The sequence below is a fragment of the Collinsella sp. CLA-AP-H1 genome (genome assembly GCF_040092945.1).
GTDB lineage: Bacteria > Actinomycetota > Coriobacteriia > Coriobacteriales > Coriobacteriaceae > Collinsella.
Genome location: NZ_JBBNKO010000001.1, coordinates 285,973 through 305,477 on the forward strand (window position 1 = coordinate 285,973; position 19,505 = coordinate 305,477).

Genomic DNA, 19,505 nt, shown 5'->3' on the forward strand with positions numbered 1-19,505 from the left:
GTCGGCGGGTAGTGTCGAGAAAGTTGGTGTAGCGCCCGAGCCGAAGCGAGTCTGCCCGGCGTCCGGGAACCTGGAATACGGTGATATCCTATGCCGTCTCGACCCTGTCCGCAAGCTCGAGGCCGGACTCTATCATCTTCCTGGCCTCCGCCTCAAGCTGGGCCCAGTCTACCCGCCCTTCGATTCCGCGCCTGCACCCCTCGTCGTAGAGCTCGTTCATCCTCGCCTCCGAGAAGTACCTGGACTCCTGCCATGTCTCGTCCTGCTCGCACATGACCGCGCCGGCGAGCCGCACGAGCGAGCCCGTGGACGGGAATACCTGGACCACGCGCGACCTGCGCTTTATCTCCCTGTTCGTCCTCTCCTGCACGTTGTTGGTGCGCAGCCGCTTCCAGTGGGTCGGAGGGAAGTCGAGGTAGGCCAGGGCGTCGGGCTCGGCCTCCTCAAGCACCGCCGCGGCCCCGGGCAGCACTCCTCGAGCATGTCGCACGCTGCGTGGTACATGGCCGCCACCGTGGCGGCGTCGCGGGCGCGGAACACCTGCGAGACGATCCTGCCCACGCGGCGCCTGAGCTGCCAGGAGCCGGCCTCGCGCATGCAGTCGCGCATGAGGTGGACGGCGCAGCGCTGCCACGCGGCGCCCTGGAAGACCTCGCCGAGGGCGCGGACGAGGCCCGGGTGGGCGTCCGAGACGACGAGCTCCACCCCGGAGACGCCGCGGCCGCGGACCGTCCGCAGGAAGGCGAGCCACGGGTCGTACGACTCGGTATCCACCACGTCGACGCCCAGGACGCGCCTCCAGCCGCCCGCGTCGCAGCCGATGGCGGTGACAACGGCGGTGGACGCCACGCGGCCCCCGCGGCGGCACTTGACGTAGGTGGCGTCGAGCCAGACGTAGGGCACCGGGGAGCCGTCGAGCGGCCTTCCGCAGAGCTCCTCGATGTCGGCGTCCAGGCTCGAGGCGATGGCGCTCACCTGGTCCTTGGAGAGCCTGGACACGCCCATCTTCTCGGCGACGCGCTGCACCTTGCGGGTGCTCGTGCCGGTGGCGTACATCTCCGCCACGGCGGCCACGAGGGCGCGGTCCACGCGCTGGTAGCGCTCAATCACGTCCTCGGGGAAGAAGCTGCCCGAGCGCAGCTTGGGGATACGAAGCGTCAGCGTGCCCACGCAGGTGGCGAGCGCCCTCTCGCGGTAGCCGTTGCGGCTGTTCGCCCCGCCGCCGCACAGCTGGTCGGCCTCCGCGTCCATCACGGCGTTCACGACCTGCTCGGCGAGGCGCCTGAGCAGCTCCTGCATGTCGATGGCGCCGTCGTCGAACCGGGGCATGGCGAGCATGTCCGGCGTCGGGTCTGATAAGATTTCCATAGCGGCCTTCGTACTTTCCTAGAACCTGTTGTTGTGGTGATTTCAGATTCTAAGACGAAGGCCGTTCTTCGTTAAACGGGCGCTAGGGCGCCGCCCTTACACCAACATTTTCGACGCGATCCGTCGGCGTCCAAGCTTCGCCCCCAATCAATCGCGCCCCGCCGCGAAAAGCGGGAAGCCGCCCCAAAGGACGGCTTCCCGGTGCCCCATGCGGCGGAGGATTACCGCACGGCTATGTTCCTTGACGTGTCGCCAGGAGAAGGGCCGCCCCGGAGGACGGCCCTTGGCGTCGCGTTCGGGCTACAGCCCGATGAACCCCCTGAGTCCAGGGTGGGAGAGCGCCATCATCGCAGCCATAACGACCACGAGGACGACGTCTGCGGCGATCAGGCAGTTCCTCGGCAATTTTCCCAGCTCGACATTCCGGTGGTTGAAGGACATCTTCCAGATGAACACGAGGAGGATGCACACCGTGTTGATGAGCACGAAGCCCACGAGCGCGGCGAGGAGCACGATGGCGCGTATGCCGCCGTCAATGCCGAGCGCGCCCATCGCGGAAGTCGAGAACCCGACGCCGCCGTTGAAGGCGAGCACAACCGCCGCGAATACGCCGAGGATCGCGATGTACTCCATCCTCGTCTTGTCGAGGCGCTCGTCGAACTCCCTTTCCAGCTCTGCGCGTTTCTGGTCCGCCTCATCCCTTTCCGCTTTCACTTCGGCAATTGCCGCATTGAATGCGCGCATGGCCTGCTGCTGTTCGATGTCGTGGCTCAGCCTCGTCTTTTCCAGGTCGATGTGGTCGGCGAGTTTGAGGACACTTTTCGCCTGGTCACAAAGTCCATGCTTCGTCAGGTACTCATGGATGATGCGAATGTTCTCGGCTAGGCAGTTGACCGAATAGGGGACCCCTTCGTCCAAGTCCCCAGAGGACTGCCCGAGTGCATTGAATACCAAGTCGCAGATGTCGGCATATCTATGGCGATAGGGCTCGCTCCCCCCATATAGCTTTGCGAAGAAGTTCGAGGCTCGGCGGATGTCCTCTTGGGAGAGCACCGCGGCATCGTCCGTGCTGGCGAGCGATTCGAGCATGTCTCGGAGAGCCTTGCGTTTCTCTGCGTCGTCGCTGCCTGCGTTTATAGGGGGAACCTTCAGGGGCGGCTTCGAAAGAGTCCCAATTTTGCTGGCAAGCAGAGAGAGGGCCCTTCCGAAGTTTTCGGCCGCCTTTTCGTAGTCTTGCTCGGTCACTCAGAGACCTCGCTAGCGCACTGCATGATCAGCTCATTTGGGATGATTCCCTTGTGTAGGCGTTTCTGGTTGTAGATGACGTCCCACGGGGACCCCTCGGCGTGTGAGATCCTGACGAGCTCCCATGGGGATTTCTCAGCTAGCATGTCCACCCCTGCATCCAGGAAAGGGCGGATGGAATCATTTATCTTAATGTCGAACTCACGTTTTATCGGGAAGCCGCCGCAGTCAGAGAACTTAACGTAGACATCTCTGATGACCGGGCCGTAGGGCCATGCCTCAAACTGGTCGGCGAATAGCAGCTCGCCGGTCTCGCTCGCGTGTATGACTTGCAGGAAGTAAAGAATCTTCTGGAGCTGAAGATTGCTGATTGGCGTGTCGTGGCGATATCGCCTGCTGACAGCGTACTCGGCGATTTCCATCGCGCAGTACTCTGTCCCGATTTGGACTTTCATCTGTTTCCTCCTTTGCCAAATCATACCAGTGATGTGCTTCCCATCTGCGCTTATCGAGATAAAAGCATCTCAGCTCGTCCGGACAAAAAACGGACGGCCCTCCAGCGGGGGTTTCGGTCTCAAACGCCCCCCCTAGTCCTCCACGGCCCCAGCACCGGCACGAGCGACAGGAACGACATGAGCACGAGCGCCGTGACCGCAATGCCCAACGCCCATTTCACGTCCTCACCTATCACTTCACCGCCTTCCGCTCGAACCTGCAGAAGCGCGCACGTGCGCCCAAGGTCGCTACCGTGTATCTCGCGGTCGCCGCGCCCCTCGCTAATGGCGCGCGTGGCCCTGCAGTCGGCGAGCCCGGACTCGAGCTCCCAGATGACCATCGAGCAGACCGAGGGGTTCTGCCCCAAGGCGGCCGAGGTGCTCAAAGAGGCCGAGATCGACGCTCTGGCCTACCTCGACTTCCCCTACGAGCACCACGTGAGACTTCGCACCAACAACGTGCAGGAGCGCGCCAACCGCGCGCCCAAGCGCCGCAGCCGCGTGGTGCAGGTGTTCCCCAACAGAAAGTCGCCCATCGGGATGATGAGAGCGATGTTCTCCGAGAAGGACGAGGACTGGGCGGGCCTCTGCTGGTTCGACGACGACTCCATCGGCAGGGCTGTGGAGGGCGCCAAGGACCAACACGCCGAAGCACGCCTACGGGGGCACCGCCGCCGAGCACGCGGCCAGGACCATCGGGCTCGGTGTGGCCGACAGCCCCGTTCCCGGCGGGGAGGCGGTGTGACATTAGCTAGAATGACGGCATTCTAGGTGGTTCTCGGTTCCTTGGGCAGCCTTCGGCCACCCTCGAGAGCAGAGACCTACATCAACATTTGCGAGACTATCATACTGTTGATGAGCGAATGGAGGCTTGCGATGCGTAAGTCAGCAAGATACTTGGGGCGGGATGTTGGGCTTAATGCTGAGGAGATGAATGTCTGGCTGAAGGAAGAAGGATACCTCGAAGGCGAACCTGGAGATTATAGGGTCACCGAGAAGGGGCATCCCTATGCCACGCAGAGGCATAGGGAAACTGGAAGCCCAAATCATGCTGGCTATGTTGCCACGTAATGGGAAGAGGAGATTCTCGATGAAATGGGGCCGCTTTCCTCAGAACGCAGACGCGAGCTTTCCGATTCAGTTGCAGCCAATCGCGCCGAAAAGAAAAGGCAGAGAGAAGAATTGGAGGCATCGCTTGCGGCAAATGGCGACTATAGTATTGATGACGGCCAGCGCAATGGAGATGATGCCTCCAATCCGAACGGTGGCAAGGTGGCGGCTGCTGCGATTACCGTAATTGCCGTTAGCTTTCTGGCGGTGAAAGGTGCTCAGGCGGCAAAGCCTCATGTCGAAAAATGGTGGCGTGAGACCGCGCGTCCAAAGATTGTCAAGACAAAGAAAAACGTTATGGCGAAGTTCAAGGGAGTATCTGACGAGCAGGGCGAGGAGGCTGATCCTAAGACAACGGAGAAGACAGCAGATTAACCTTTAGCGCCTTTCAGTGGCGAGGAGAAGCAGCACGCTGCGCCCTCACCCACGCAAGATGTCGTCCATAATTGCGAACCTCACTGCTTCGATCGAGTGGTCGTTGCCGTCGGGGATGCCCTCAAGCCACGTCCCGTCGCAGTCGTGGTCGTACTTCTTGAGCCTGGACTTCTCATGCGCCAGCGGGCAGCGCACCGGGTCGATGCAGATTTTGCGCACCCTGCCAGCACTCGAAGGAGAGCCGCCTCGTGTTGCTCTTGGGCACGAGCCTCACCTGCAGCCCCACCTTGCGCCGCACATGGCCATCGACTGCTTGCATTCGGGCGTTTCGCCGCACCAGATCAGATCGCCGTGCAGGTATACGTCCCCGCCGGGCTCGTCCGCGTAGGCGTACAACTGGGTGAATAGCATCACCACAGTATTTATGGCGAGGAAGGCCACAAGCAAAGGCGCAAGAAATACAATACACGACGCACGACGCTCCACCAACCAACCGCCATTCAGGGACACATTCGGCCAACTGCGCACTAAACAAAGCGGGGTCCGGAGCGTTAGTCCGGGACCCCGCTTTGTTTCGCAAGGGCTGCTACCTCTACTGCCCCTGCGCGCGGTAGCGGGCCTCGGTGGCCTCCTTGGCCGGTCGCCACCAGGACTCGTTGGCCACGTACCAGTCGATGGTGGCCTTGAGCCCCTCGGCGAAGTCGGTGTGGGCCGGCCTCCAGCCCAGCTCGCGCTGGAGCTTCGTGCTGTCGATGGCGTAGCGGCGGTCGTGGCCGGGGCGGTCGGCGACCCAGTCGAAGTCCTCGGGGTCCTTTCCCATCGCCTCGAGGATCATGCGCAGGACCGTGATGTTGTCCTTCTCCCCATTGGCGCCGATGAGGTAGGTCTCCCCTATGCGGCCCTTGGTGAGGATGTCCCAGACGGCCGAGGAGTGGTCCTCGGTGTGGATCCAGTCGCGGACGTTCTCGCCGCGGCCGTAGAGCTTGGGGCGCACGCCGTCGATGATGTTGGTGATCTGCCTGGGGATGAACTTCTCCACGTGCTGGTAGGGGCCGTAGTTGTTGGAGCAGTTGGAGATCGTGGTGCGAAGCCCGTAGGTGCGGGTCCAGGCGCGCACGAGCATGTCGGAGCTCGCCTTGGTGGAGCTGTAGGGGCTCGAGGGCCTATAGGGCGTCTCCTCGGTGAACTTGGCGGGGTCGTCGAGCGCCAGGTCGCCGTAGACCTCGTCGGTGGAGACGTGGTGGTAGCGGATGCCGTGCTTGCGGACGGCCTCCAGCAGGCGGAAGGTGCCCTCGACGTTGGTGCGCAGGAACGGCTCCGGGTCTGCGATGGAGTTGTCGTTGTGGCTCTCGGCGGCGTAGTGCACGATGGCGTCGTGGCCGGGGACCAGCTCATCGAGCAGGGCGGCGTCGCAGATGTCGCCCACGACGAGCTCCACGCGGTCCGACGGCAGCCCGGCGATGTTCTCGGGGTTGCCGGCGTAGGTCAGCTTGTCCAGGACGGTGACGTGCACGCCGGGGTGGTTGTCGACCACGTAGTGCACGAAGTTGCTGCCGATGAAGCCGCAGCCGCCCGTGACGATGATGTTCTTAGGCTCAAAAGTGTCGGCCATATTTACCCCCTCTTTGCCTCGTTGGCCACATTCAAAAGATACTTTCCATAGGCGGTCTTCTTCAGCGTTTCGCCCAGTTCGTGTAACTGATTATGGTCAATGAAACCGCGGCGATAAGCGATTTCTTCCAGGCACGCAATGTAATACCCCTGGCGGCTCTGCACGGCCTCTACGTATTCTGCGGCCTTCAAAAGACCCTCGGGCGTGCCCGTATCTAGCCACGCCATGCCTCGCCCCATCAGCTCAACTGATAGTTGACCTTGCTCTAGATAGGCATTGTTGATGCTTGTGATCTCGAGCTCTCCGCGCGCGCTTGGTTTAACATTTGCCGCGATGTCGGAAACCTGTCCATCATAGAAGTACAGCCCTGGTACTGCATAGTTCGACTTTGGAACCTCGGGCTTTTCCTCGATGCCAACCACACGATGGTTCTGGTCGAACTCCACCACACCGAAGGCTCTAGCGTCCTGCACGGGGTATCCAAACACAACGGCCCCGCCATGGTATTCGACCTTCTCCTTTGCGCGTGTAAGCACGCGAGTGAGGTCTTGACCATGGAACATGTTGTCGCCCAGAACCAGCGCACACGGTTCGCCGGCAAGAAAATCGCGCCCGATGGTAAAAGCTTCGGCTAGACCGCGAGGTTTGGCCTGTTCTGCGTATTCTAGGCGCATGCCTAACTCGGATCCGTCCCCGAGAAGCTCCTTGAACGCCGGCAGGTCACGTGGTGTCGAGATGACAAGCACCTCTCGGATTCCAGCGAGCATCAGAACGCTCAAAGGGTAGTACACAAGTGGTTTATCGTAAATTGGCAGAAGCTGTTTGCTAAGGGCTTTAGTAATCGGATGCAGCCGAGTGCCAGACCCACCTGCAAGAATTATGCCTTTCAACGTTTTCCCTTCAGCGGCAGTCGAAATAAAGTGCGCATTGCTGCTCAAGTCACTTATGGCTGCTTGGACAAATAATATATCGGTCGTAAGTCTCTTAGGAGTCTGATACCGTTCTTGCGAATTTCCGTGATTGGATTCAGCGTTCGGTTCAGAATTGGCTTTGGTTATGGCTTTGGTTATGGCTTTGGTTATGGCTTTGGTTCTATCTCAGATCTTTAAACCTATTGAGAGCCATTTCAGCCTTGAAGTCTTCGAGAAAGTCTAAGAAGTCATATTTCGGCTCGTAGCCTAATAGCTCACGACAGTTTTCGATATCCATTACATAAGAAGGACCGCTTGGCATTTCCGGACGGTAGACAATCTTTGATTCAACGCCATCTGGATTGAATACTTTCGCGATACCGCGAATCCAGTCCTCATTTGAAGTTCCAATACCGGTACCCACATTAAAGAAGCCACCGTCAACGTTCTCTACGGTCACAGCTTTACGTAAGAGCTGACAGAAGTCCTTGACGTTTACAACATCTTTGGCGCGAGTGGGATCGCCCCAGATTTCAAGCGTTTCTCCTGCCATGGCTCGATCCATCAGCAATCGATATCCAAGTGTCCGACGCACGCCATCGACGTTATATGTCTTGTCGGGGGTAAAGGCGTAGACAGTGGGAAGCCTAAACACAAAGCCTTTTAATCTGTACTCAGCCTGATAATGCTTGATCAAATCAACGGCGAAGCATTTGGAAAGAGCATAGACGGTGTGGTCGCCAGTCATAATAATATTGCGATCATCGTAAGGATGAATTACGGGGTTTTCAGGAGTAACGGAACCCAGTACATCGGATATAGTCTGAGCATAAAGAATGCGATCAGCACCTGACTTACGGCAATACTCGAGTACGTTAAGCGCTCCACGGCTGTTTACGTCAATATAATCGGAAGGGTTATAGCCGCTCATATATGCTGGCAGTAAACCGGCGAGAAGAATCACCGCATGGACGTCCTCTTGGGGGAGCTGCTCTAGAGTAGAAGCATCGGACATATCTACACTTGTATAACCAATGTTGTATCGATTGAAAAAATTCGTCTCTCTACGACCGGCGGCAAACACCTCATATTCATCTGCAGGCAGGTGATTTACTAGATCTTCGGTAAGGTATGCACCAGTGTTGCCGGTTGCACCGATTACTACAATTTTTTTCACGGTTAGCTCACCTTCGCTCTCATGAACTCACTCGGTTCAGCGCGAAATGCATCAAGCTCGGCTTGTGTGTCGAACCTAAGGAATACCGATCCAAATGCATGATTTGCTGCAGTGAACGCCTCAACTTTGGCGCCGGGCTCAATCCACAGCTGCTCTTCGGCAAGATGCGAAGCGACAAAATCAGATGCATATTCCATGCCAGCGAATACGCCGTCGTGATCAGAGTGAAGCATCTGCTGGTACCAGAAACCGTTGTAAACGGGCATTGAAAGATTGCCAACAGGTTCGCCGAGGGCGGCCTTCACCGCCGCCATGACAAGATCGGTCTTTCCGTCGGTGGCATATTTGAGCATCTCGCACAGTCGATTGCCGCCGCCGCGCGGAGAGCTCTCCATAATGTAGGCTTTGCCATCGGTTGCCACGCGAGTCTCTATGTTAAATACGCCGTCACGAAGGCCCAACAGATCAGCCAATCGCTGCAATTCCGAGACAAGCTCTTTTTGTGCCCAGGCTGGCAATGATGCTGGCATTGCATACGCAGCCGGCGTGTAGGGATTTGGAACGGAGGGATCGAACAACTGCGAGGTAAAGCTTACACACGAAAACTTTCCGTCGCTAACGAATCCATCGGCATCGGACGAATCTCCCTCCTTTTCCAAAAATTGTTCGACGATACAGCGCCCATCACGCGAAAACTCGAGAGCGTACTCAACCGCTGCCTTAAGATCCTTGGGACCATCCACACGAGAGCAGCCCTTCGATCCAGCCGAATCAACCGGTTTGGCAATCACGGGAAAAGCAATCGAATCGGCCTCTTTCATGGCCTCGTCGGCAGAGCGGTAGATATGAAGCTCGGGACAATTAAAGCCATTGTCGCGAAGGAAGGCGCGGTAGCGCTCCTTATCTTGAAGAATGCTGACCGCCTCATAGCCTCCCTGGAACGGCAGCCCCAGTTTCTCGGCAGCATATGACGCGGACACCACACCCGGGTCTGCGGCAAACGACATAATTCCGTCCGCCTTGCATTTTTTAGCGGCGGCAAGAACAGCCTCGTTATCGATGATGCTCGCATTGATGTAGTCATCCGAGAAGGCATGTGCATAGTTATGCGGCAAGTAATCGCAAGTAACGACCTTCGCGCCCAACTCGTGCGCCGCCTTAATAACCGGTAGCGCATAGCGTGCTCCGCCAAGAAGGAGAAGTGTCTTACTCATCAATTTTCCTTTCCTGCATCCAGAACCGTATTGCAGATTCGGTCGACGTCTTCCAACGCCAAATCGGCGTACATGGGAAGCGTAATCACCTCGGATGCCGCCTTCTTTGCCACAGGGGTGCGGTCGCTGGAATAAACGCTGCGGTAGCATGCGTAATCGTTGACCAGCGGATAGAAGTATTTGCGCGCGCCGACGCCAACCTTGTCCAGGGCATCGAAAACGTCATCGCGCGTGGCGCCGAAGACACTCGGATCGAACAGCACGGGAAGGTACGCATAGTTGTGGCGGATGTTCTTGGCGGGACGGAAAACGGTCACGCCGGCCGTGCCTTCAAGGTTGTCCCAATAACGCTCAGCAACGGCCTTGCGCTTGCCAATCTCGGCGTCCAGGTGACGAAGATTGCAGACGCCCATAGCCGCGCAGAACTCATTCATCTTGGCATTGCCACCGACGTACTCGACGTCCTCGGGTCCCGTGATACCGAAGTTCTTCCATTGATTGAGCAGCGGATACAGATCCTCGTTCTTGAAGCAGACGCAACCGCCTTCGATGGTGTTGAATACCTTGGTCGCATGGAAGCTGAACATGGCAGCATCGCCGAAAGTCGCCGCGCTATCGCTGCTTCCGTCTTCGTTCACGCGCTCGACGCCGAAGGCATGCGCGGCATCATAGATGACCTTAAGCCCGTGACGGTCAGCGATCTCCTGGATGGCATCAACATCGCAAAGATTGCCGTAAACATGCACAGGCACGATGGCGCAGGTGCGCGGGGTGATTAATCGTTCAATGCTCTCGGGATCCAACGTTAGATTTACGGGATTCACGTCGGCAAATACGGGAGTAAGTCCCTTTCGCACGATAGCGTGAGTGGTCGAGGCAAAGGTGAACGGTGTAGTGATGACCTCTCCGCCGGTCGGAAGAGCCAAGGCCTCGAGGATGCACTCTAGAGCATTGTGACCATTCGTGAACAGAGCAAGGTTGTCGATCCCCAAACGCTCCTTGAGGTCCGCCTCGAGCTTCTTATGCTCAACACCCATATTGGTAAGCCAATGGCTTTCCCATAGAGGTGTGACCTCTTCAAAGTATTCCTCCATAGGAGGCATGGAAGATTGTGTGACAAGAATGCGGTTACCCATATCAGGTACCTTCCCTTCGCTATGCTGCTTTCAAAGAACGATGTCTAAAACGGATACTGTATTGACGCAACGTCTTTAACGACGTTTTGCACCCAAGAAATCCCTAGCGGTATTGATGAGGTATTCAAAGGCTTCGAGTTTAAAAATGCCTGCGATACCAAAATAGGTAATTGCCATTACGGCAACTTCGACAAAAATTTGAAGTCCAGGCGAGGCGACAAATGACCCGCAAAACAGCGCAAGTCCTCCTGCTATTGCTGAAATCACAAATGCAGGAGCGATATCGCGTATTTGCTCAGAGTAGGAGTATCCGATAACCCGTTTGTTGGGATAAGCGTTAACAAATGTCGAGATGATGCCGGTAATCATATACATGGCAACCATTAAGTAAACGTCCTTTAATATAAAGGCAGCAAACAAAATGAAGCAGATTCCATAGGCCTTTTTGATAAGTTCAAGCTTCAGGAACAGATCAGAACGCCCCATGCCGTTAAGTGCCTGTAGGTTAGTGGTGTGTATTGGTAATAGGGCGTATATAAAGCAATACATCTGCAGAAACGGCACACAAAGCAGCCATTTCTCTCCTAGTAATAAGACAACAATCGGTTTAGCCGCTACTGCAAATAGCGTCATAGCTGGAACAATAATAAAGGTTGATGTTTTTAGGGCCCTTCGCACTAATCGCTTCACCTGATCGGAATCAGCCTGAACACGCGAAATTGCTGATAGCATGACAGGCTGAATTGCCCCATCCAACATGCCCCCTAGAGCCTGGGGGTACTTTTTTCCCTGAGAAACTAAGCCGAGGTCTGAGGCGCTGAATTGCTTACCTATAATTAAATCTGAAAGAGATTGATAGCCTTGATCCAATAAACCAGAAACGAGGAGTTTCCAGCCAAAACTAAAATGCTTGCGAGCTTTCGACCTATTAAATATGGGCTTCGGTAACCATTTAACCTGGAGGCCCAAAAAAAGACAGTTGCTAAATTGATAAATTAACTGCTGAAGAACTAAAGCCCAAAGGCCGGCCCCTGCAGTGGCTGAAACAATACCAGCTATTCCAGAGACGATGACAGCTGCAATTGTTGCATTAAACACCTTACGTAGTTTAAGGTCCCGCTGTACTATTGCCACCTGAACAGAATTGAAGGCTGTTACCAATAGCAAAAAACCCATAACACGTAAGGGCCAGATTAGATAATCCAAGGAGTAAAAGGACGCAATTGCTGGTGCTGAAATATAGACCAACAAGCACAGAACAATCGAGGTTCCAAAACTCAACCAGAACACTGTCGACAAATCGGAATCTTCAACTGTTTGAGCTTGAACTATTGATGTATTTAAGCCAGATTGAACAATTGCATTGCCTATGTTAACGAAGACAAGAATAATTGCTAGGGCACCGAACTCTTCAGGGGCAAGCAGACGCGCCATAACAATCTGTACGGCGAGTTGAACAACTGCATTTCCTCCCCTTTCAAATAGTTTCCATATTAAAGAAGAAAGTGTCTCTTGTTTAAGTGATGGCTCCTGTCTACTTGTCATATTCGCTCCATGGGTTGATTAGCTTTTGAGATTTTCCAGTCAGCTTTCTCTGTAAATACTTCGCTAGATAACCAGTGATTAAGAATGCCCATTTCCACCAAGGTTTTGACTGAAATTTGTCGTGAAGAATAAGCTCATCCATGTTTAGGGCAGCGTCTTGAGGGTTCACAAAGTCAAATTCTGGTTCTTCTTTTAGTTTTCGATTCTGTAGTTCTGCTGAATTAGAGAACGCTTTTGTAAAGCTATGGCCGTTGCCCACGACCCCTAAGTCACGTTGCAAGTTTTCGATAGGGCAAATGGCGACCTTGTCAAATACAATCATGGCAACATCCCATGTCATATCAATAGAGTAAAGTCGTCCATTGTGCCAGGGCGTTTTGACTCTAGTGTTATATGTGTCCTTGAGATATTGGTAGCAGAGGGACTTGGAGCGTTTGAATAGCTTTAATAAAGCTAACGGATGATCGCCTATCGATAGGATTGATTGATCTAGAACAAAGTTGTAATACGGTAGGATACATTCACTCCAGGATGCCATGCCATGCCATAACATTTGTCGTTTCTCGGTATTGCAATCATCAATGTTTATGCTTCTAAGTAATGGAGTGTATCCATCTCCACACCAAACGTAATCAGAAGGATTAATTACAACAACATCGTTATCGGTAGCGTAAATTTGAAGCGCCTTGTTGCAAAAATCTAAGAAACAAGGAGCAGGCTCGTTATCATCTTCCAAAATGATAATCGAATCATGTTTTGAGAGGATTAAACGTACGAGCCAAAGATAGTTTTCAAACGGGCCTAAATTAACCTTATGAAAATATAGATGTAGCGATTTAAACGGATGGTCGTCATGAATTGTGTTCAGATAATTACAGACTTCCACATAACCAGACTTATATTTTGTATTCGGAGGATAATCGACTGAAATATAGACGTCAGTGTACTCGGCACAATGGCATCTACCGAGAGAATCAATCGTTGTTTTTAGGCACTCGATTCTACTCAACGTTGTAATTGCAACTGGTGCAAAGCTGCCTTCGCTAGAGGAATACGATATTTCTTGTGACATGGTAAGCTATTCCCATCACGAACAAGGTTTCAAGGTTTTATAAAGTAGATTGTTTATTCAGGACGCAGCCCTGCTTCACATATCAAAATGCCCATTAAAGCTAAGTAATGGAACAAGCAGAAATAAGGATGGATTGACAGCAGCAGCCGGGTAAAAACTTTCACTCAGAGCTGCAATCATGTAAATAACCACAAATGCAAGAGATGCCCAATCGCGTGTTTCTTTAAGCCGTTTAACAATTAACTGCATTGATCCGAATAGCAAAATGAAGGCAATTAATCCGTAGGCAACGAAGACGAAGACGTAGCTATTGTCAAAATTACCCTCTGAGGTCAGCATGCCATGACCGAATGGACTCGCCGTGTAGTTACTGAGAAAGAAGTTGTTGTAATAAATACGACCCTGAAAAATCCTATCGAGAACGCCGACAAAACCGTTTCTCCCATAGAGCAACGCAGTGCCGAACGAAAATGCGATAAGAAGCGGGAGCACGGCCGTTGAGAACCTGACGAACAGTTCCCTTATCTTCCCTGAATGCTGAAGTACATAGAACAGGAGCAGACCACCCATGCCGAGGAACAGGCCGATGTAACTGCCCGTGATGTATTCACACAAGATGTTCAAAACGGCAAACACGAGGTAGACGATAATTCCGCAATTTCCCCTTTTCATATAGAGCGTCAGGAAGACGACCGTGAGAAAAGACAAGTGCATGACGTTGGTAGAGGAGCCGTTTACAAGGACTCGCTGAATGTATGTGTCTGTCGCCATTTTATAATACTGGTAAAATTCAACTTCATAAATACCCGTAGCGGCAAACAGCACTACGAAAAGAAGTCCTACGATTTTCGCGGTCAGAAATGTAAGTAGCACCCTCTTGATATCAATGTCCTTGGCGCCAACCAACAGCATGACCGTAAGTAGCAGGGTGAACCGTTTGCTAACAACCAACTCGATGACGCCGAGGGCTGCAAGACCCATTGCACTCAAGAAGAAACGCGGATCAAAGTCCAAAGCAAGAAACCTAATAACCGCGAATGCGGCACCGAGCCCGACGCAGGCGACATAAATATCGTCACCAGCGCTCAGGCCAAGCGTGCTCATAAACACGACCGAGAAAAGATACGCGCAGTACAGAAGGTCCACGACTCTCATGGAGGAAACGTTCCCCGCATTCATGTCGGTGTATTGCTTTATGGCAGCCTTGCGCTTAATCAAGATACTTTCCTTCCAAAACGTCTCCTTTCGACCAGCACAGACAAGGGGAATACAAGGAGGGCCAATACCCTATTAGAATCGATTCCGGAGAAGACGGGCTCAGCGACCGCCATGTTCAGGGACTCGATTCCGACGAGGGCCGAAATTCTTTCCCTCAGCGCTCGGACGCTCGAGTACCGCCTGGCAGATTCATGTCGCTTGACAAGTGCCATGCGCGTACCCACCGGGCTGCCCAGCCAATTCTTCCAGATGTTTTTGGTGAGACCTTCCTCGAGGTATTCACATCTGTAGAAGGGTTCGTTGTGCACGCAAAACAGCTCGGGAGCAACGAAGTCGTAGTAAGCCGAGCCTTCAGGAATGAAACGCTCGCCCTGAACAACGGGAAATGGATGCCGCCTTAAAACATCGGTGTTAAAGACAATCGCCGTCTCGATGACGAGACCGTATTTCATGCGCATATCGGCAAGCTCAATCTTGTCAGCACCATCGGGAAACCATGTATCCAAAGCCGTTTGCGCAGCAAACAGCTTTGGATACAGAAGACCTTCTTCCGTATCCAAAGCTGTTATGTCGTGCAAGATAGTCTCCACAGCGTTGGGCTCAAGCCAGTCGTCCGAGTCAACGCAAATAAAATACTCTCCAGATGCCTCAGCAGCACCAAGATTATGTGCAACGTGTTTTCCAGAGTTCGGCTGTTTGATATATCGAATAGGAAAGGGCGACGTGTCTAACCAAGAGATAACCATGTTCTCAGTATCGTCAGTCGATCCATCATCCACAATGAGCCATTCGAATCGAAAGTCGGTCTGAGATATTAGTGATGCATACAGGCGCTCAAGCTCATTAATACGATTATAGGTCGGTGTAAATATCGTTAATAATGCGTTGCCCATTAACGAACACCCTTAATTATGTTCTTAAACGCCTTGAAAAGAATAACCCCTCTAGGGCCAACCGCTCTCATAACTTTATGCTTAAAATGCGTCGCCGGTCCAGCCCATGATCCGTCGAAATGATGAATGGCATACGTATTTTCAGTTACGTTAATCTCATGCGTAAGGAAATCCTTTGGGCAAAAATATTCACTTGGATAAATAGTTATCCCAGCAACTTCTTGGATGCCAAGTTTATCTTCAAGTCCAAAACCTTTAAGAATATCAGTTGTACGAACAACGACAGTGGTCTGGTCGTAGACACCACCAGTCTTTATAAAGTGATCAGACTCATAGGAATCGAGGATAGTCTTGTAGAGGCCAAGCCCCGGATTGGCCGCAAGGCCAAGCCCCGGAGCGACAGCGCCGGCAGTACCAGAGCTGAAATCCTGTTCAAAACCCATAAAAGGGCCCCTTTGAATAATTTCATCGAGAGGCTTCAAAAGCTCGACATCAGTATCTAAGTAGACCCCTCCATGCTCATACAAAATCTTGAATCGCGCATAGTCGCTTGCAAATGCCCATTTCTTTACGCTTATAGCTTCGCGAACATAATCACAGCAATCAGTATCAAAGTTTGATTCGTCCCAACGAACGATCTCGTAGCCTGGCATATATTTTTCCCATGAAGCAATGCAGCGTTCAGCTAGAGGGGGAAGCGGATTACCGCCAAACCAAATGTAATGAATCTTCTTGGGTATCATGGGGTTAAAGCTCCTCAATCAAACCACAGAGCTCCTTACAGAACTCTAAGTTATGGCTCTTAAAATAGGTTCCGCATGAAAGTTCACGGGCTCGTTCTATTGCTTGAGGCAGCTCTTTAACGTCATAAATAGGCACGATACCGCCCTGGCGCTCCGCCACAATGCGAACGAAATCCGCTTGATGATCATTCACGTGTTCGCCAAGGTCCCCTCGACGCGGAACAACAACAGGGACCTTCCCGGCCGCCATCGCCTCAATGAAGCTCGAAGGGCCACCATGCGTAATCACCACATCCGCAACTTCCATATAATTCTTCATCTGATGGAACGGCACAAACCGCGAGTGATCACAATGGATAGGCTCATATGTTGAATAGCCTGTCTGAATGAAAACCGGTTCCGTAAGTATCCCGTCCGCCCTGAGTTCGTCGACAGCCTTGACCAAGCGATTGAACTGCTGCTCGTGGGTGCCCACGGTAACGAAAATCATTCGACCACTTCTTAGAAAATCGAGCCGAGGTTCACGGCGTGCTTGTATACTTCCAGTTGCTCCGGCCACTGGACAACGAACAGGTCAGCGATCCCGTTGAGCATCCGACCTGTCATGGTCGGCTTATCCACGCGGTCGAACACCTCTACGTAAACGCATTTGGCAACCAGCAGCTTGCCCAGTACGAAGAAAGGAACTGCCACGGCAGCTCCAGACGAGATAATTAGGTTAGGACGCTCCTTGCGGAGCACCTTCCAGGCGAGAACCGTGTTCTTCAGCAGGTTCGGGATGTTGCGGTTCGTCGGATAGTGGCAATGGTAGACGCGCTCCCCTTCCAGAAGAGAATTCGCGTCCTCCTTGTCGAAGGTCACCCAGAACCTATCGGCAGCTTGTGACCAAAATGGCCTCAAGAGCCACATATGAGTCAGATGTCCTCCACTTGAACTCGGGATACACACTTTGGCTTTTGAAAGATCCATCTAGCACGCACCCTTTCCCGTGATCACTTCGATGATGGTGAGAGCGATAATTCTCAAATCGGTGAGGAGCCCGCGTCGCGCAATGTATTCCAGGTCGCGACGAACCATCCCGTCGAATCCGGTCGAGTTGCGCTCCGTAACCTGCCACCAGCCGGTAATTCCCGGCTTCACGGCCAGGCGCTGCAGGTCGTATTCCGTGTACTCGGCCACCTCATTCGGCAGCGGCGGACGCGGGCCCACCACGGACATCTGACCCAGAAAGACGTTCAGGAACTGCGGGAACTCGTCGATCGAGTGCTTGCGGATGAACTTGCCGATTTTCGTTACGCGGGGGTCCTCCCTCATCTTGAACATGGCACCGGCGATCTCGTTCTGCTCCTTGAGCTCGGCCAGGCGCTCGTCGGCATCCCTGTACATTGAGCGGAACTTCCACATGCGGAAGGTGGTCAGGCTGCCGTCGGGGCGGGTCTGACCAACGCGGATCTGGCTGTAAAACGGGTTGCCCTCGCTCTCCAGGCGGATGGCGGCGGCCAACACCAGACCGGGGATCGCGATGAAGACGAGTACAACACCGCTGAAAACGATATCAAACGTGCGCTTTATGGCCCGGTAGGCCAGGCGCGAGTTGTCCCAGTCCATGATGGATTGCATGGCCCTGTAGCTGGCGGCGCCCTCACGCCGGTCCATGGCCTGAGAAATGAGCGCTGCCCCCGCAGGCGCATCCGTTGCAAATTGAGTTTTATCCGACACGTTTTCTTCCAAGACTTCGTCCCCGGGTCGGGGATCCTCCCTGTTCTGTGTAGCGATCGCCTGCAGCTAGGCGATCGCCTTTTTAAGGCTTCGCATTACGCGCTGCTCGCTTGAAAGCACCGCGAGGCCAACGCGGGTGGTTACGCGTCGGCCACACAGGTCAAGCTCCAAATAAGCAGTGCTTTTGCGTCTGTTAATGGTTTTGATCAGGCCTTCGTGGCCCAACAGCGGACCAGCCGTCACTACGACCTGGTCGCCGTCTTTTAGGGCCTCGCTCATGGGCACCACGCGGTCTCCCCTGTTAGTGAAACTGCCAATGAGCTGAGTCTCTTCTTTTGCCAGCGGCACAAACTGACCGTCCTGGGATAGCACCCGGGCAAAGTCGTCCATGCGTAGCAGATACTGTTGCACGGCTCGGGGATCTGCCGTATCGCAGATGAGATAACCGGGGAACAGAGGCTTGGTCGTGCTGACCCATTCGCCGTGCACCTTGATCTCGGTTTGGTATTGGGGATAAAAGAGCTCTTGCATGGAGCTCTCCGGCACCATGCGCTCGATGCGCTCGCGCATTGCGTCTTCGCGACCGTTAATGACCTGGATCACATACTACACGAGCACCACCCCCTTGCTGTCTTACGTGTGGCTCACAGGGTTTGGGTATGGCTTCGCCAGGGCGCTTGTGCGCGAAGGCGCTCCATATTCAAACCCTGAGCCCAGTCAGACAACAACGTGGCTCTGCCCCACCGTGAACGGTATGTACATATGCAGTTGCTAGAGACACGGACGTGTATCGCAAAATGACCGCATCCCCAGCTGGCTGCTTGCGAACCAGTCAAGCGGGTACAAAACTGGACCGCACGCAAACAGCTGTAGGACTGTTACGTTTTGGCATGCAATCTATTAATTATTTGCACTAGGAAATTAACTCAATACAAATAAAAAACGTCGCATGACTTCTTTATTGGAGCTCGTGGTGTTTCTGGCACCGCCGTTACGGCCGGATGCTGATCGACCCTGCGCTTTGCAACTTGCTGGAGCCGCGAGCACAGTTGAACTCATGTAACGTTAGGTATCCTAGCACAAGCTGTTAGTGAAACTGATTTGGGCTGCGTTGGACAACATATCGTTCATTTAGCGTGCTTAAGGGGGTTATTTTGGGATGTTGTTCACGTTGATGCAGGTTAATGGGATGCTAACGGTGATTAGGCGCGTTCCTGAAGCCCATATGGAACGGCGATCTACACTGATAAATCGCGTTTGGCTAACAAACTATGTACAGACATGGGAAAAAATTTGTGCAACATTTTGTTGGCGTAGGTGGGGTTTGTGGCGCATGGTGTTTTGGTATGAAAAAAGGCCTTCGGAATTCCGAAGGCCTTTGCATTCACGATGGTGGAGACGAGGGGGATCGAACCCCTGACCTCTTGACTGCCAGTCAAGCGCTCTCCCAGCTGAGCTACGCCCCCGTGACGAGGAGATACTATAGGGGAAGACTTTCTTTGATGCAAGGACTTTTTTGGGTTGAATCTCTTACTTACGGGTTTTCCTGGGACGTGTCTCTATAGTTTTGTCAACCGCGTGCTTCGCGCCATTTCGGCATGACGCATCCGGGCATCTGGCGCCCCCGCTTGGTTTCCTCTTCGGTTGATCCCGCCGCCCGCTAGGCCGCGTAC

Annotated in this window: 22 protein-coding genes and 1 tRNA gene; 3 read left to right on the forward strand and 20 right to left on the reverse strand. The window is 53.7% G+C overall.

Annotated features, from left to right (window positions below):
* Window positions 1-88 precede the first annotated feature (88 nt).
* The 4 genes from AAAV44_RS01320 to AAAV44_RS01335 all read right to left on the reverse strand — a co-directional run bounded on the left by AAAV44_RS01320 (window position 89) and on the right by AAAV44_RS01335 (window position 3,068).
* Entirely contained in the window at window positions 89-451 is a 363-nt protein-coding gene (locus AAAV44_RS01320) for a transposase (RefSeq protein WP_349114151.1), read from the reverse strand.
* Window positions 343-1,368, reverse strand: a complete 1,026-nt coding sequence (locus AAAV44_RS01325; RefSeq protein ID WP_267472644.1) for an IS256 family transposase — start codon at window positions 1,366-1,368, stop codon at window positions 343-345. The genes AAAV44_RS01320 and AAAV44_RS01325 overlap by 109 nt, the downstream gene beginning before the upstream one ends.
* A 300-nt stretch (window positions 1,369-1,668) precedes the next feature.
* Window positions 1,669-2,613 (reverse strand): hypothetical protein, encoded by a 945-nt coding sequence (locus tag AAAV44_RS01330; RefSeq protein ID WP_349114153.1) that lies wholly within the window; start codon window positions 2,611-2,613, stop codon window positions 1,669-1,671.
* Window positions 2,610-3,068 (reverse strand): type II toxin-antitoxin system antitoxin SocA domain-containing protein, encoded by a 459-nt coding sequence (locus AAAV44_RS01335; RefSeq protein ID WP_195445661.1) that lies wholly within the window; start codon window positions 3,066-3,068, stop codon window positions 2,610-2,612. The genes AAAV44_RS01330 and AAAV44_RS01335 overlap by 4 nt, the downstream gene beginning before the upstream one ends.
* Before the next feature lie 333 nt (window positions 3,069-3,401).
* Between AAAV44_RS01335 and AAAV44_RS01340 the strand changes: the two genes are divergently transcribed.
* The 3 genes from AAAV44_RS01340 (at window position 3,402) to AAAV44_RS01350 (ending at window position 4,592) form a co-directional block, all read left to right on the forward strand.
* Entirely contained in the window at window positions 3,402-3,878 is a 477-nt protein-coding gene (locus AAAV44_RS01340; protein ID WP_158571641.1) for a transposase, read from the forward strand.
* 105 nt (window positions 3,879-3,983) lie between these two features.
* Entirely contained in the window at window positions 3,984-4,178 is a 195-nt protein-coding gene (locus AAAV44_RS01345) for a hypothetical protein (protein WP_117636974.1), read from the forward strand.
* A gap of 24 nt (window positions 4,179-4,202) precedes the next feature.
* Entirely contained in the window at window positions 4,203-4,592 is a 390-nt protein-coding gene (locus AAAV44_RS01350; RefSeq protein ID WP_349114155.1) for a hypothetical protein, read from the forward strand.
* A gap of 45 nt (window positions 4,593-4,637) precedes the next feature.
* Here AAAV44_RS01350 and AAAV44_RS01355 read toward each other — a convergent pair whose 3' ends face one another.
* The 16 genes from AAAV44_RS01355 to AAAV44_RS01430 form a co-directional block, all read right to left on the reverse strand.
* Complete coding sequence (locus AAAV44_RS01355; protein ID WP_349114156.1) at window positions 4,638-4,811, reverse strand: hypothetical protein; 174 nt, start codon at window positions 4,809-4,811, stop codon at window positions 4,638-4,640.
* 373 nt (window positions 4,812-5,184) lie between these two features.
* Window positions 5,185-6,204: a dTDP-glucose 4,6-dehydratase gene (rfbB, locus tag AAAV44_RS01360; protein WP_349114157.1), complete on the reverse strand. Its 1,020-nt coding sequence runs from the start codon at window positions 6,202-6,204 to the stop codon at window positions 5,185-5,187.
* 2 nt (window positions 6,205-6,206) lie between these two features.
* Window positions 6,207-7,094 (reverse strand): glucose-1-phosphate thymidylyltransferase RfbA, encoded by an 888-nt coding sequence (gene rfbA / locus AAAV44_RS01365; RefSeq protein WP_349114179.1) that lies wholly within the window; start codon window positions 7,092-7,094, stop codon window positions 6,207-6,209.
* 202 nt (window positions 7,095-7,296) lie between these two features.
* Entirely contained in the window at window positions 7,297-8,292 is a 996-nt protein-coding gene (locus AAAV44_RS01370) for an NAD(P)-dependent oxidoreductase (protein ID WP_349114158.1), read from the reverse strand.
* 2 nt (window positions 8,293-8,294) lie between these two features.
* A complete protein-coding gene (locus tag AAAV44_RS01375) occupies window positions 8,295-9,506 on the reverse strand; it encodes an ATP-grasp domain-containing protein (RefSeq protein ID WP_349114159.1) in 1,212 nt (403 codons plus the stop codon).
* Complete coding sequence (locus tag AAAV44_RS01380) at window positions 9,506-10,642, reverse strand: DegT/DnrJ/EryC1/StrS family aminotransferase (protein ID WP_349114161.1); 1,137 nt, start codon at window positions 10,640-10,642, stop codon at window positions 9,506-9,508. Before AAAV44_RS01380 ends, AAAV44_RS01375 begins: the two co-directional genes overlap by 1 nt.
* 75 nt (window positions 10,643-10,717) lie before the next feature.
* Window positions 10,718-12,187, reverse strand: coding sequence for a lipopolysaccharide biosynthesis protein (locus AAAV44_RS01385; protein ID WP_349114162.1), 1,470 nt, complete (start codon window positions 12,185-12,187; stop codon window positions 10,718-10,720).
* A complete protein-coding gene (locus AAAV44_RS01390; protein WP_349114163.1) occupies window positions 12,177-13,259 on the reverse strand; it encodes a hypothetical protein in 1,083 nt (360 codons plus the stop codon). The genes AAAV44_RS01385 and AAAV44_RS01390 overlap by 11 nt, the downstream gene beginning before the upstream one ends.
* A gap of 75 nt (window positions 13,260-13,334) precedes the next feature.
* Window positions 13,335-14,477, reverse strand: a complete 1,143-nt coding sequence (locus AAAV44_RS01395; protein WP_349114164.1) for a hypothetical protein — start codon at window positions 14,475-14,477, stop codon at window positions 13,335-13,337.
* Window positions 14,474-15,370 (reverse strand): glycosyltransferase family 2 protein, encoded by an 897-nt coding sequence (locus AAAV44_RS01400; RefSeq protein ID WP_349114165.1) that lies wholly within the window; start codon window positions 15,368-15,370, stop codon window positions 14,474-14,476. Before AAAV44_RS01400 ends, AAAV44_RS01395 begins: the two co-directional genes overlap by 4 nt.
* Window positions 15,370-16,113 (reverse strand): glycosyltransferase, encoded by a 744-nt coding sequence (locus tag AAAV44_RS01405; protein ID WP_349114166.1) that lies wholly within the window; start codon window positions 16,111-16,113, stop codon window positions 15,370-15,372. Before AAAV44_RS01405 ends, AAAV44_RS01400 begins: the two co-directional genes overlap by 1 nt.
* Window positions 16,114-16,117: 4 nt before the next feature.
* Window positions 16,118-16,603: a glycosyltransferase gene (locus tag AAAV44_RS01410; RefSeq protein WP_055310623.1), complete on the reverse strand. Its 486-nt coding sequence runs from the start codon at window positions 16,601-16,603 to the stop codon at window positions 16,118-16,120.
* A gap of 11 nt (window positions 16,604-16,614) precedes the next feature.
* Entirely contained in the window at window positions 16,615-17,082 is a 468-nt protein-coding gene (gene pssD, locus AAAV44_RS01415; protein ID WP_349114167.1) for a PssD/Cps14F family polysaccharide biosynthesis glycosyltransferase, read from the reverse strand.
* A complete protein-coding gene (locus tag AAAV44_RS01420) occupies window positions 17,083-17,832 on the reverse strand; it encodes a sugar transferase (protein ID WP_349114169.1) in 750 nt (249 codons plus the stop codon).
* 66 nt (window positions 17,833-17,898) lie between these two features.
* Entirely contained in the window at window positions 17,899-18,435 is a 537-nt protein-coding gene (locus tag AAAV44_RS01425; protein ID WP_349114170.1) for a KOW motif-containing protein, read from the reverse strand.
* 787 nt (window positions 18,436-19,222) lie between these two features.
* A tRNA-Ala gene (locus AAAV44_RS01430) sits at window positions 19,223-19,298 on the reverse strand.
* Between the last annotated feature and the right edge of the window lie 207 nt (window positions 19,299-19,505).